General features: G+C 40.1%; 11 protein-coding genes. 9 read left to right on the forward strand and 2 right to left on the reverse strand.

Going from position 1 to position 13,157, the window contains the following annotated elements; translation table 11 throughout:
• Position 1 precedes the first annotated feature (1 nt).
• Positions 2-1,468: a succinylglutamate-semialdehyde dehydrogenase gene (astD, locus tag N523_RS0118600; protein ID WP_028834782.1), complete on the forward strand. Its 1,467-nt coding sequence runs from the start codon at positions 2-4 to the stop codon at positions 1,466-1,468.
• Between the two features lie 27 nt (positions 1,469-1,495).
• Positions 1,496-2,299 (forward strand): DUF1338 domain-containing protein, encoded by an 804-nt coding sequence (locus tag N523_RS0118605; RefSeq protein ID WP_028834781.1) that lies wholly within the window; start codon positions 1,496-1,498, stop codon positions 2,297-2,299.
• 220 nt (positions 2,300-2,519) lie between these two features.
• Here the strand turns inward: N523_RS0118605 and N523_RS0118610 are convergent, their stop codons facing one another.
• Entirely contained in the window at positions 2,520-3,800 is a 1,281-nt protein-coding gene (locus N523_RS0118610; protein WP_028834780.1) for a flavohemoglobin expression-modulating QEGLA motif protein, read from the reverse strand.
• Positions 3,801-3,946: 146 nt separating this feature from the next.
• Here N523_RS0118610 and N523_RS0118615 point away from each other — a divergent pair, with 146 nt between their 5' ends.
• The 7 genes from N523_RS0118615 to N523_RS0118645 all read left to right on the forward strand — a co-directional run bounded on the left by N523_RS0118615 (position 3,947) and on the right by N523_RS0118645 (position 10,759).
• On the forward strand, positions 3,947-4,204 hold the full coding sequence (locus tag N523_RS0118615; RefSeq protein ID WP_013463225.1) for a DUF3081 domain-containing protein: 258 nt from the start codon (positions 3,947-3,949) through the stop codon (positions 4,202-4,204).
• Positions 4,204-4,506 carry a hypothetical protein gene (locus N523_RS0118620; RefSeq protein WP_024600891.1) on the forward strand — a complete coding sequence of 101 codons (303 nt, stop codon included), beginning with the start codon at positions 4,204-4,206 and terminating at the stop codon, positions 4,504-4,506. Before N523_RS0118615 ends, N523_RS0118620 begins: the two co-directional genes overlap by 1 nt.
• Positions 4,507-4,944: 438 nt before the next feature.
• Positions 4,945-5,520 carry a transcriptional regulator BetI gene (betI, locus tag N523_RS0118625; protein WP_081745148.1) on the forward strand — a complete coding sequence of 192 codons (576 nt, stop codon included), beginning with the start codon at positions 4,945-4,947 and terminating at the stop codon, positions 5,518-5,520.
• A 1-nt stretch (position 5,521) separates the two neighbouring features.
• Positions 5,522-6,985 carry a betaine-aldehyde dehydrogenase gene (gene betB, locus N523_RS0118630; protein ID WP_028834778.1) on the forward strand — a complete coding sequence of 488 codons (1,464 nt, stop codon included), beginning with the start codon at positions 5,522-5,524 and terminating at the stop codon, positions 6,983-6,985.
• A gap of 9 nt (positions 6,986-6,994) precedes the next feature.
• Positions 6,995-8,662, forward strand: a complete 1,668-nt coding sequence (gene betA, locus N523_RS0118635; RefSeq protein WP_028834777.1) for a choline dehydrogenase — start codon at positions 6,995-6,997, stop codon at positions 8,660-8,662.
• Between the two features lie 166 nt (positions 8,663-8,828).
• Positions 8,829-10,046 carry a BCCT family transporter gene (locus N523_RS0118640; RefSeq protein WP_028834776.1) on the forward strand — a complete coding sequence of 406 codons (1,218 nt, stop codon included), beginning with the start codon at positions 8,829-8,831 and terminating at the stop codon, positions 10,044-10,046.
• Between the two features lie 8 nt (positions 10,047-10,054).
• A complete protein-coding gene (locus N523_RS0118645) occupies positions 10,055-10,759 on the forward strand; it encodes a TorF family putative porin (protein ID WP_028834775.1) in 705 nt (234 codons plus the stop codon).
• 97 nt (positions 10,760-10,856) lie between these two features.
• Here the strand turns inward: N523_RS0118645 and N523_RS0118650 are convergent, their stop codons facing one another.
• Positions 10,857-13,103, reverse strand: a complete 2,247-nt coding sequence (locus N523_RS0118650) for a carbohydrate binding family 9 domain-containing protein (protein WP_028834774.1) — start codon at positions 13,101-13,103, stop codon at positions 10,857-10,859.
• Positions 13,104-13,157: the final 54 nt, after the last annotated feature.

Raw genomic sequence — 13,157 nt, forward strand, 5'->3', positions numbered from 1 at the left:
TATGAACACACAACTAATTAATAATCAATGGCTTGCAGGCAAAGGCCCTGCGTTTGATTCTATTAACCCAAGTAATGGTGAAATTGTATGGCAAGGTAATGGCGCCAACGCAGAGCAAGTTGACAGTGCCATAAAAGCGGCAAGAGCCGCGCAAGTTCAATGGGCAGACATGCCAATTGAGCAACGTATTACTATTTTAGAAAACTTCGTAGCCCAACTAAAAGAACACAGCGAAGAGTTTGCCACTATTATTGCTCGTGAAACAGGTAAACCGCTATGGGAAACACGCACAGAAGTGGGCGCGATGACAGGCAAAGTGGCCATTGCGATACGTGCTTACAATGAACGTACTGGTACAACCGAAAACCCAATGCCTGGTGCAAAAGCCTTTATTCGCCACAAACCTCACGGTGTGGTCGCTATTTTTGGTCCGTATAATTTCCCTGGGCATTTACCAAACGGCCATATTGTACCAGCCATATTAGCCGGTAATACCGTGGTATTTAAACCATCAGAATTAACTCCTCATGTAGCGCAGTTTACCTTAGAACTATGGTTAAAAGCAGGCTTACCTGCTGGGGTTATAAACCTTGTTCAAGGTGAGTTAGAAACAGGTAAAGCGCTGGCCTCACATCAAGATATAGATGGCCTATTTTTTACTGGTAGTTCAAACACAGGTCATTTATTACATAAACAATTTGCTGGCCACCCAGGTAAAATTTTAGCGCTTGAAATGGGCGGTAATAACCCGCTAGTGGTTAAAGATGTTGCTGATGTTAGCGCCGCCGTGCACGATATTATTCAATCGGGTTTTATCACCTCTGGTCAACGCTGTACTTGTGCACGCCGTTTATTTATTGAAAAGTCGCCCAATGGCGATGCTATTTTAGAAAAGCTGATCAGCGCCACCAAAAATATCTTAGTAGACGATAGCTTTGCGGACGAGCAACCTTTTATGGGTGCCATGATCAGTGAAAAAGCCGCATTAGGCATGGTGGCAGCGCAAGCTGAGCTAGTTAAACAAGGTGCTGAGATTCTTGTTGAGCTTAAACAGTTAAAATCAGGCACTGGGTTTGTAAGCCCAGGCATTATTGATGTCACTAATATAAGCGAAATTGCCGATGAAGAACACTTTGGCCCGCTTATAAAAGTATATCGTTACACTGATTTCAATAGCGCTATAACAGAAGCAAACAACACCAGCTTTGGTTTATCTGCTGGTTTACTTGCTGATAGCGAAGATGATTACAGTCACTTTTTAAAACGTATTCGTGCCGGCATTGTTAACTGGAACCGCCCTATTACAGGCGCATCAAGCGCAGCGCCATTTGGTGGTATAGGTGCCAGTGGCAACCACAGAGCCAGTGCATACTACGCTGCAGATTACTGCGCATACCCAGTGGCCTCTGTAGAGTCAGAAAAAGTTAACTTACCGCAAACCCTCGCGCCGGGCTTAATAATTGAATAACAATTTAAATAGATTTAAGGATTTACCATGCATACTGATGTAAACACATTATTTGATAATCTGTGGCAAAACTACCTAAGCGTAACGCCATCGGCTGACAAAATTCATGACCTATTAGGCTCAACGCAAAAAGACGACATAATCAACGATCATATTGCGCTGCGTACTTTTAATATTGAAAAAGTAGGCCTTGAAAAACTAGCTGCGCACTTTTTAGCCATTGGCTACAAAGAATGTGGTGAGTACCATTTTGAGGCAAAAAAACTCTACGCTAAGCATTACGAGCACAGCGATCCAACGCAACCTAAAGTGTTTATTTCTGAGTTATTAGTTGAAAAATGTTCACCTGAGCTTCAAGCAATTGTTACTGATATGGTTGCACAAATTGACGAAAGTGCAGTGACTGCCGATAACTTTTTATATTCAGGTACACATTGGCAAGTAAGCACTGATACTTACAAAAAGCTATTAGCAGAGAGCGAATATGCGGCGTGGATGTCTGCGTGGGGTTACCGTGCTAATCACTTTACTGTGAACATTAACACCTTAGCTAAGTTTGATAACATCCATGATGTAAACCAAGCTCTTAAAGATGCTGGTTTTGCACTGAATACCTCAGGAGGCGAAATAAAAGGCTCGCCAGAGGTGCTATTAGAGCAATCATCAACATTAGCGGATGAATGCGCCGTAACTTTTAGCGATGGCGATATGCGCATTCCTAGCTGTTTTTATGAGTTTGCTATTCGTTATCCAAAACCTGATGGTGAAATTTACACCGGTTTTGTCGCTGCCTCTGCAGACAAAATATTTGAAAGCACCAACGCACGATAACCAAAGCGTGTTGTATTTAAAAAAGCCCACTTTTGGGCTTTTTTTGTGCCTAATGAACGGCTTAAAACAATTTTATGTATCGATAAAACGATAAATAAAAATGACAACAATCAATTGCCCTCTTATGGGCATGCAGGCTTATGTATGTAAAATTAAACGCAGTTGCTTATTCCCACTGCGTTTTTTTACTAAAGAAGGAATCTGCGCTTCCTTTTTAAAATTATAAAAACAACGGCTTATAATCGTTTTCTAATTGTTCGAATGACAAATCGCCAATAAATCGACCAAAGCTGAGCCACGTAGCAAGGCCTCTTAAATCTTTAAAATGAGGCGGCACAAATTGCGGATTTTCAATGACACCTAAGTCATGCAATTGCGATATTAATCTAAAGTCATCAATTGATATTTTACCCACCAGCAATAATGGCAACTGATCAATTCGACCAAGCTGTATCGCCACCCTAATTAAGTTGTAAACTAAAACAAAGCCTTTTATGTAAGCAATATCTTTGGTAAAGGGTAAGCCGGTTGCGGTACTGCCTCTAAAAACGCGCTGTGCAAGAGTATAGCTGTCGTCTTTTGATAAACCTTGAGCAACGTAATCTCGGTAAATATCGATAAACTCAGCACCATCAATCACTTTCGTCACCGCTTGAATACGGTTTACTAATTTTGATAAACGACGTGGTGTTGATTTAAGAGTAATAATTTCCGTCAGTACTGCAAGCCCCTCTTGGGTAACCGTAGAGCTTGGTGTGCCTTTACTCAAGCAAGTTAAATAAGGTTGCGCTAAGCCATTTTGAGTGGTGCCTACATGGATCCAGCCCTCGTGCACTTCTAAAATATCTAATTCGCGCTGAGAAAACTTAACATCTTGATTGAGCTTAATATTATTAGCACCTGCTGCCGCATCGCTGACAATACCATCACTTAGCATCACTTCTACGTTTATTCCCGGCATGCTGGCATTGACCTGTTCAGATAAAATCCGCACCGCGTCGCTGGCATCAATATTTTTAGGATCTTCAGGCAAAATATCCGCTGCAAGTAAATTTTTTAAAGGCTGTTCGAGCATATTAGCCAGTTCTGATAGCGATGGCTCACCAGCATGAAACAAATCTTTAGGATGACCAAATAGCTCCACTGATAAGTCATGAAACTCTGGCGTACCGCGGTATTCAAGCATGCTCAGAACCGTTTTATATTCGGTACACATTTTACCCATATATTGTGTAATTGGGTTTAATTGCCCCAACTGGTTAATGATATTGCGGTGCAGTGTTGAAAATGCTTGGCGCAACTCGCTAGGAACAAATCCTAAATCGCGCTGTTGATAATAAGCACGATCAATAAGTGGATTTTTTTGACATTTTTGTCTAAAAAATTCCTCTTTAATTTGTTTATCCCAATTTATTGCATCGAGTATTCTAATGGGTGTTTGCAATGCAATGAGTTGGTCGGATAATTCACGAGTTTTTAAAAGTAACGCCTTGTCTATCATGGTAAAAGCTCAACAAAAAGTGAACTTTGAGCATAATTTATAAATGAAAAATAACAAAGCAATATCATACTTTTTAGACTATTGTTTTTATGATGATCGACCCTCACTTCTATAGCGTATGAGTGATTAAATAAAAGGGACAAACAATGAAAAATGAAATCGACAATAAACAGATTCTAGCGGTTTACGAACGCATTCAACAACGCGGAGAAGTCACAGAAGAAGGTAAATTTTATCAAGGGATCACTGCATATTCTGATATAGATGGCTATACCGTCTATTTACAAGGCAGTGGTGTTTTACTTCGCTTTGGGTTTCATAATACTTATCACCTTGATTATGAACATGACAAACACAAAGACGACTTTTTGAAAAAACTTTACAACATAGCTAATGAAGAGTGATGCGATCAACAAATAGAAGAAACAGACCAACCAGTTCGCGCAATTTGCAGTTTATTAACCAAGTTATTGCGCAATTAAAAGCAGAACCTGAAAAACTGCAACTCATCAAAAACAACCTTGCTTATTACCGGGCACAAACGCATTTAAAGCGCGGTTTTTTACTTGCAATAGAACGCTTTGATTGGGTATTTGAAGCGACCGATAACATTGATGAAATTTGCGACCAAATTATGGCTGATGATTATATTGGCAACCGTTTGAGACGTTATCCTTTGCTCTTTAAAGGCGTTGTTGAAACCTAAACAGCGTCTTTATTTATCTCTTCACTTAGTTAACATTTCTGTAAATTAATCTCATATTTCACTTCCTAAATCTTTTTTCTTGGATCTTCCCACAAACTCGCCTTACCGCTTTTTAAAGTAACCTGCTCACAAAAAATACAATTAGTACTCTAATAGTTATCACACTAATAAATAAATCACTAAAAGTTTCAACAATTATGTAAACAAAAAAATACACCGAAAAAAGCAATCAAAAAAACACACGTAACAAATTGTTATTAAATGATATTTAATAAAAATCCAGCTTGTTAATATAACTTCATTTTAGACTTATTTTATTAATTATTTATCCACATTTCAGACACTCACCATTTGCACGAACCTTGAATTGTTAGAGCTATTACCTTAAGCTTATCTTTATTGAACGATCAATTAATAAAAATTATGCCTAAAGTTGGAATGGAAACTGTAAGGCGTCAGCAGCTAATTGACGCAACAATAGAGTCAGTTGCTCAAAAAGGGTTACAAGCAACCACAATTAATAGTATTAGCAAAAATGCAGGAATGTCATCGGGTATCATTAGTCATTACTTTGGTGGGAAACAGGGGCTAATTGAAGCAACTGTGCGTTACTTACTCTCGAACTTGAAAAACGACTTAATTAGTAAGGTTGATGAAAATACCACAGCAACTCAAAGGTTAATGTTTATTGTTGAATCAAACTTTGCGCTAGTACAACAACGAAAAGACACCACTCGGACGTGGTTAAGTTTTTGGGCGCAATCAATGCACGATAAGGAACTTCATCGTTTACAAAATGTAAACAGCAAACGCTTGCAAAGCAATTTAACCGTTTCATTTAAGCAATTAATGCCTTTATCGCAAGCAACCCTCGCGGCTGAATTAACCGCAGCAATGATCGATGGTTTATGGCTACGTGCCGTATTAAGCCAATCAGACGAAAATCAGTTTAAACACAGTGAATCACTAGCTAAAAACTACGTGCATTCACTTATCAAGCAATATGGAGCCTAACGTGACTACACCTATCTATCAAAACTTTATCAACGGCCAATTCCTTGCAAATAAAAGCGGCGAAACATTTGATGTAGTAAATCCTGCAACCGGCCAGGTAATTTATGCCGTTGAAATCGCTGACCAGCATGTTCAAAGCGCAGCGATAGAAAGTGCAAAACAAGGCTTTAAAGTTTGGTCCGCGATGACCCCTATTGAGCGCAGCCGTATTTTACTAAACGCCGTTGCTATTTTACGCGAGCGCAATGATGAGCTTGCCCTGGTTGAAGTGCTTGATACCGGTAAACCAATGCAAGAAGCTAACTGCGTAGATGTTGAAACAGGCGCAGATGTAATTGAATATTTTGCAGGCCTTGCCCCTGCACAAGTTGGTCAACAACAAATGGTTGGCGATGACTTTTACTACACACGCAAAGAGCCTTTAGGTATTTGCGCCGGTATTGGTGCATGGAACTACCCATTGCAAATTGCGTGTTGGAAGTCAGGCCCTGCCCTTGCAGCGGGTAATGCATTTATTTTTAAGCCGTCTGAAGAAACGCCGCTTGGTGCAATTAAATTAGCCGAGGTGTTTATTGAAGCAGGCGTCCCTGCTGGCGTATTTAATGTAGTTCAAGGCGCGGGCGAAGTGGGTCAATGGCTTACTGCACATCAAGATATTGATAAAGTATCGTTTACCGGTGAAGTAGGTACCGGTAAAAAAGTAGTCGCCAGTGCTGCAGGCACATTAAAAGATGTGACTATGGAGCTTGGTGGTAAATCGCCATTATTAGTATTTGATGACGCCAACATTGAGCAAGCAGTAAGTGCTGCCATGCTAGGTAACTTTTATACCCAAGGTGAAATTTGTACAAACTGCACTCGTATTTATGTTCACAAAAATGTGTATCAACAATTTATTGATGAACTTAAAACACGTACCGAAAACAATATTATTGCCGGTGACCCGCAAGACTTAAATACTAACTTTGGCGCGCTTATTTCTAAGAAGCATCAAGATTTAGTGATGAGTTACATCGACAAAGGCCTTAAAGAAGGTGCAACATTATTAACGGGTGGTTCAATGCTTTCTCCAGCATCTGCACCAGATGGCTATTTTGTAGCGCCGACAGTATTTGTTGATTGCAACGATGAAATGACCATCGTTAAAGAAGAAATTTTTGGCCCAGTAATGAGCGTTTTAGTATTTGATGATGAAGATGATGTAATTGCACGTGCTAACGGCACTCACTTAGGTTTAGCTGCAGGCGTTTTCACCAGCGATATTAAACGCGCTCATCGCGTAATTCATCAACTTCAAGCCGGTATTTGTTGGATTAATGCTTACGGTAACTCGCCAGCAGAAATGCCAGTGGGTGGCTATAAGCAATCGGGTATTGGTCGTGAAAATGGTATAGAAACACTTGATCATTACACGCAAACTAAGTCTGTTTATGTTGGTATGGCTGACATAGAAAGCCCATTTTAAGGAATCATTATGAACCACTCTTTTGATTATATTATTGTAGGCGCAGGCTCGGCAGGCTGTGTGTTAGCAAATCGCTTGTCTGAAGATTCAAGTAACAAGGTATTGTTACTTGAAACCGGCGGCAGCGATAAAAGCATCTTTATTAAAATGCCCACTGCTCTGTCTATTCCAATGAATACCGATAAGTATGCGTGGCAATTTCATACGCAGCCAGAAAAGTACTTAGATAACCGTGAAATGCACTGCCCACGCGGTAAAGTGCTTGGCGGCTCATCATCTATTAATGGCATGGTGTATGTACGTGGTCATGCGAAAGATTTTGATGAATGGCAGCAACATGGCGCTAATGGCTGGGATTATCAAGCCTGTTTACCGTATTTTAAAAAAGCAGAAAGCTTTTATCTAGGTGAAAACAGCCATCGTGGTGGAAAAGGTCCCCTTGGCGTTAATAATGGTAATAACATGGAAAACCCTTTGTATAGCGCCTTTATTGATGCTGGTGCTCAAGCGGGTTATGCCACTACAGCTGATTATAATAGTGCTCAACAAGAAGGCTTTGGCCCTATGCACATGACCGTTAAAAACGGTGTGCGCAGCTCAGCCTCTCGTGAATATTTAGATCCGATTAAACATCGCAGTAACCTAACAATTGTAACCGGTGCACTTGCGCAGCGCGTTATTTTAGACGGTAAAAAAGCAACCGGTGTTGAATACAAACTCAATGGCGCAGTTAAAACAGCGCAAGCAAGTAAAGAGGTTATTTTAAGTGCGGGCTCTATTGGTTCGCCACACCTACTGCAACTTTCAGGTATTGGCGATACACAAACTCTTGAAAATGCAGGTGTTGAAGTAAAGCATCACTTACCAGGTGTAGGTCAAAACTTGCAAGATCATCTCGAGTTTTACTTTCAATATAAATGTAATCAACCGATCACCTTAAACGGTAAATTAGGTTTGTTTTCTAAAGGCTTGATTGGTGCAAAATGGCTACTAACTCGCAAAGGCTTAGGCTCAACTAATCATTTTGAATCATGTGCCTTTATTCGCTCAAAGCCAGGTGTTGAATGGCCAGATATTCAGTATCACTTTTTACCGGCAGCAATGCGTTACGATGGACGCAGTGCTTTTGCAGGGCATGGTTTTCAAGTGCATGTAGGTCATAACAAGCCTAAGAGCCGAGGCAGTGTCACTATTGCATCAGCTGATCCAACACAGCCACCTAAAATTGTATTTAACTACCTAGAGCATCAAGATGATATTGAAGGCTTTAGAGCGTGCGTACGTTTAACGCGTGAAATTATTGAACAACCTGCCTTTGACGACTTCCGTGGTGAAGAAATTCAACCAGGGCAACAAGTTCAAACTGATGAGCAAATTGATGCCTTTGTTCGCCAAGCAGTAGAAAGTGCTTACCACCCTTCTTGCTCTTGCAAAATGGGTGAAGACGACATGGCGGTGGTTAACTCAAACACTCAAGTGCATGGCATACAAAGCTTACGTGTGGTTGATTCGTCAATTTTTCCAACCATACCTAACGGTAATTTAAATGCACCAACCATTATGGTGGCCGAAAAAGCCGCTGATATTATTTTAGGTAATAACCCCTTAGCTCTCACAGGAGTTGATGTTGTGAATGCCACTGATTGGCAAACTACACAACGAAATAAAACCCTTTAATTTAGCCTGCCATAAAGGCCACTCTTTTAAGCAAAATGCTTTAAGGAGTGCCTTTATGCGCCTTGCAGTGGCTCACAAGCATAAATAGGTTATGCCTGTGTTAATGCAAGCACAATAAAAAACGGAGTATATATGTGTTACTTTTATTCATTCTGGGAGGGCGATAATGACTATTTGGCTTAATGCTGGCATTATTTTCACCTTACTTGCGATTGTTGCTATTTTAATTAAATGGGGCAATGTACGCGTAGTAGGCGTCACACCAGTGAGAACATTCACCTTTATAGCAATCCTGTTTACCTCGGGCCTAGACGTTGGCCTCATTATGTTTCCTTTAACCGAATTTGCCGGTTATGCAGACATAAAAGCAAGCCCAGAATATGCATTTGCCAATCCTCTCTCAATTGAGTTTGGTTATTGGGGATTTTTAATTTGGGGATTTTATTTTCTTACGTGCTTTTATTTCTGTGTAATAGAACCCAAAGTGAAGTTTTTTGAAATTCCATGGGTTAAGTTTTTAAACAACGTGGTCATTATTGGTACTTGTGCGTTTACCGCTTACTTATTACTGAGTAACTTGCCGTGGTATTTACCTGAACTCGGTGATGGCTCAAATGTTATTCCTGCGTTTTACTTAATCGTGCTTGCCGCTATTTGCTTTGCGGTGTATTCAAGTACCGATATTAAATATGTACGCTTTTTAAGTATTGCAACTACTTGGTTGTTTATCGCCCTAATTGGCTTTATGTGGGCTGATGCCTTCTTATTTGGCGACAGTGAACTCTCTGCATTTACTAAAAACATCGGATTAATTGGTAATTACTTTGCCAACATCAATGAGTTTGTATTACCACTGAATGATTACCATGAGTTTTACTTATTTTGGTGGTTTGCGTGGAGCATTATGATTGGTCAATTTACATCGCGTTTTGTGGGCGGTTTAAAAACCTATCAAGTCCTTGGTGCTATGCTGATTTTCCCATCGATTCCAATCGCTATCTGGTTTAGTGTTTTATATCACTACCATGAAGCCGGTATTCCAACCGAGGGAATCAAAAACTTTGCTATGGTGTTTGTAGGTATCGTATTTGTTATTAACTCGCTCGATTCACTGATCCGTTTATACACAGATAATTTAAACCTAACCGTAAAACGCTTTGGTAAATTTAAATATATTGCCATGAACGTTGTCGCTTTGTCGCTACTAACATTGCTATTTAAGCTTGAGTTTTTGCAAATTCAATGGGTTGGTGCTTTAGTTATAGGGTTATTCTTTATTTGCCTTGGTTTTATTGCCTACAGCAAACTTAAAACGGTCAGCAATATCGAAGGATCGCCTAAAGCGAATAAAATTGATTACACAAAAATAGAAACTATCAGCTAGGAAAACACATGAACAATAAATTAAAACAACTTTTTATCGCTTTACCGTTCACCGTTTTATCAACAACGGCAGCGGCTAACTGGTCAACAACGATTACGGCTGCATCTGATTACACCTTTAATGGTGTATCACAAACAGATAACGATCCGGCACTACAAGCAAGCCTTGACTACGCTTATGATAACGGTGTTTATGCCGGTGTATGGGCATCAAACGTAGATTTTGGTGATGACACCGACTTTGAACTAGATGCTTACGTAGGCCGATACATTCAGTTAAACGAACAAGTAAGCCTGGATTACGGTATTGCTTATTACACTTACCAAGGTAATAACAGCGATGGTAACTACGCAGAAGCGTATACTAAATTTGGTTACGCCAGTGACTACGGCCAAACAGAGCTTAACTTTTGGTACAGCTGGGATTACTTTGGCTACGATACTGGCCATGTGATTTCTATGATTGCGCACACTTACGAGCTTGCGCCAAATCATGCGATTCGTGCCAGCTTTGATATTTCAAACTCACTCGATGGCAATAAGTTCCAATGGGATGAAGCTAAGGGCGACAAATCGTATTATCACTACCGCTTAGCATACCAAACGAGCTATGAAGGGTTTGGCATTGAAGTGGCTGCTGAGAATACCAGCCTAGATTACGATTACGCAGATGAGCGAATTGTACTTGCTATCTCACGTACATTTGACTTGTAATAGTTAGGTTTACCATTTAGTAAAACAAAAAACACGCTACCCAGTAGCGTGTTTTTTTATTGCCTAGCAAAATCTTACTTTTATATTATTTATAGCGTTATAACTGCCACGCATAACTGACTTTAGTAAAGAAAGTACGTTGGTCTCGCTCAATGCTTTTTAACGAGTCATCCTGATAACCTTTATCTGAATACCCTAAGTAAAATAAGGTTTGTGCGTTAATTTTGTATGAGTACACCAGCTGACTACCGTAATCTTTGTTGATTTCGCTAACCTGATAAAAGTAAGCATCCTCATTTCTGTCTATATCTTCAAACTGTAAAATCAGCTTAAGCATAGCGCGCATACTAAACTTATAATAAAGCCTAAAATCAATAAGGTTTGCGGTAAAAACACGTCGCCCTTGGTAATCATCTAAATGGCTATAATTATGCCTAACATCGACCTGCCAATGGTTATTAATATCCCAAACAGCCTGCGATTGTGTGGTTAAAACATCGCCTAGCTGCTCATTAGTATAATCTATACGGCTTGCATATTCGGCATATAACGATAATCTCAGATCTTTTGACGGTCTAAAAGCCGTATAAAAATAACCAATATTTTGGTTATAAAACTTGCCGTTATAATTTTCATAGCGATTTAACAAACCCAGCTCAAATACAGACTGCTTTTGACCTTGAAAGGTCATATAACCTTCGTATTCTTCTTCAAGTAACTCGCCATTTTGCGCCCAGGTTTTATCCCAATCGGCGGTGTATGACCAGGTTGTTAGCATGTCATGTTCATCACCATACCAAGTTTGTCCGCCACCAAAACCTACTTTTTCATAGTCTACCTTTTCTTGATAACCTAAATCGGTCCGGTAATCCTCACCAATATTGTCATAGGTCGCGTAAAGCTTATAATCACGCTTATCGCGTGTCAGCTTTAATGCATACGCCATATCCGACTGAGAGTCTGCTAAATTGTAGTTATCAACTAAAAACGGCGAGTTATTGGTATCAGCATTCGCGATTTGATAATTAAGCGTATCTGACTGATTAAACCAATAGCTGCCATCAACCGATAGCACCGTATTATGGTAGTCGCTACTTTCGCGATGTGTAGAAGTGACACCAATAGTACCTTGTTGGCCAATATCATATTGATAACGTGCCACCGCCGCTTTGGTTTTATCATTTAAGTTGGCAAAGCCCGAGCCTTGGTTAGTTGGCAATAAAATATTACTGTTATCGTCATCTGCAAACATTAGCGCATAACTGTGGCTGTCGGTTTTACCAGTGAGCTTGGCGCCAATATTTGGCTCAGCTATGGTACGGGTGTAAAGGAGTTCAAATAAGTTACTTTTAAAGTAAGATGCGCCATCTAAGAAAAACGGGCGTTTTTCTGCGTAATAAATAGAATATGTGGTGTTTACATCCAGTTCTAACGAATCGGTTTCTACCTGAGAAAAGTCTGGGTTTATTGTGGCATTAATTACCGCATCTTTGGTAACCCCCCAACGAAGATCAAGCCCTACCTCAGTGTCTACATCGCCATTATCCCACGCACCAGGTACTTGTGTTTTTTGATCGTTTCTCAGTGCGGTTAATGTTGGCGTTAATTGCAGGTTTTTACTCGGTGCTAAATTATTAAATCCGCTTATTTTATCAAACTGACATAAACTACATTTAATATCACGGTCAAAGCCTGTGCTTGATAATTGATACAACACATCACGCTGATAGTTTCGCATTACAGCAAAACCCCAGGTAGATTGATCTTTATTTTGCGCAAATCGCAGCGCTTTAAACGGAATACGCATTTCAACCACGTAACCTTGCTCGTTTATGGTACCGGCACTGTCCCAAATGGCATCCCACGATAAGTCTGACACCCATTCATCGGTATCCGTCATGCGAAGGTCACCTTGAGCGCCCAGTGGGTTTACATAAAACTCATAGCCTGTACGTTCATCGTTAAAGGTATCAATCACCAAACCGACAGTATCATCTTGCCAGAGGGTATCTCTGTCACGAAGCGCCGCGCGAATTTTACTCGGATCGGGGTCGTAAGCTACAAACGCCACATATAAATTATGACCATCGTCATAAAGGTATGCATCTGTTTTTACTGGCGGTGTGCCTTTTTCATTCGGCTCATCTTGATAATTTACCGCAACATGTGTTGCTTGTTGCCAATGTGGCTCGTTAAGCACGCCATCTACATCAATATTTTTATTAATGTGCGCGAGTTGATAATTAAGCTTATCGGCAAGTGCATTGGGGCTGAGAGTTAAACCGAGGCTGAAGCTGATAAAAAACAGCAATGTTGTTATTTTTATAGGTATAAAGTACTGCATAAACATCCATTTAGGTTTATTTACTTGTTAAAAGTAAACTTTGCTCAGGAGTGT

It is taken from the genome of Pseudoalteromonas sp. 23_GOM-1509m, from assembly GCF_000518425.1.
Taxonomy (GTDB): domain Bacteria; phylum Pseudomonadota; class Gammaproteobacteria; order Enterobacterales; family Alteromonadaceae; genus Pseudoalteromonas; species Pseudoalteromonas tetraodonis.

Bases quoted from the DNA above. Each gene is read 5' to 3' on its own strand.
- betI (WP_081745148.1), top strand. From the start codon at position 4,945: ATGGAAACTGTAAGGCGTCAGCAGCTAATTGACGCAACAATAGAGTCA.
- N523_RS0118615 (WP_013463225.1), top strand. From the start codon at position 3,947: ATGAAAAATGAAATCGACAATAAACAGATTCTAGCGGTTTACGAACGC.
- N523_RS0118605 (WP_028834781.1), top strand. From the start codon at position 1,496: ATGCATACTGATGTAAACACATTATTTGATAATCTGTGGCAAAACTAC.
- betA (WP_028834777.1), top strand. From the start codon at position 6,995: ATGAACCACTCTTTTGATTATATTATTGTAGGCGCAGGCTCGGCAGGC.
- N523_RS0118645 (WP_028834775.1), top strand. From the start codon at position 10,055: ATGAACAATAAATTAAAACAACTTTTTATCGCTTTACCGTTCACCGTT.
- N523_RS0118620 (WP_024600891.1), top strand. From the start codon at position 4,204: ATGCGATCAACAAATAGAAGAAACAGACCAACCAGTTCGCGCAATTTG.
- astD (WP_028834782.1), top strand. From the start codon at position 2: ATGAACACACAACTAATTAATAATCAATGGCTTGCAGGCAAAGGCCCT.
- N523_RS0118610 (WP_028834780.1), bottom strand. From the start codon at position 3,800: ATGATAGACAAGGCGTTACTTTTAAAAACTCGTGAATTATCCGACCAA.
- N523_RS0118640 (WP_028834776.1), top strand. From the start codon at position 8,829: ATGACTATTTGGCTTAATGCTGGCATTATTTTCACCTTACTTGCGATT.
- N523_RS0118650 (WP_028834774.1), bottom strand. From the start codon at position 13,103: ATGCAGTACTTTATACCTATAAAAATAACAACATTGCTGTTTTTTATC.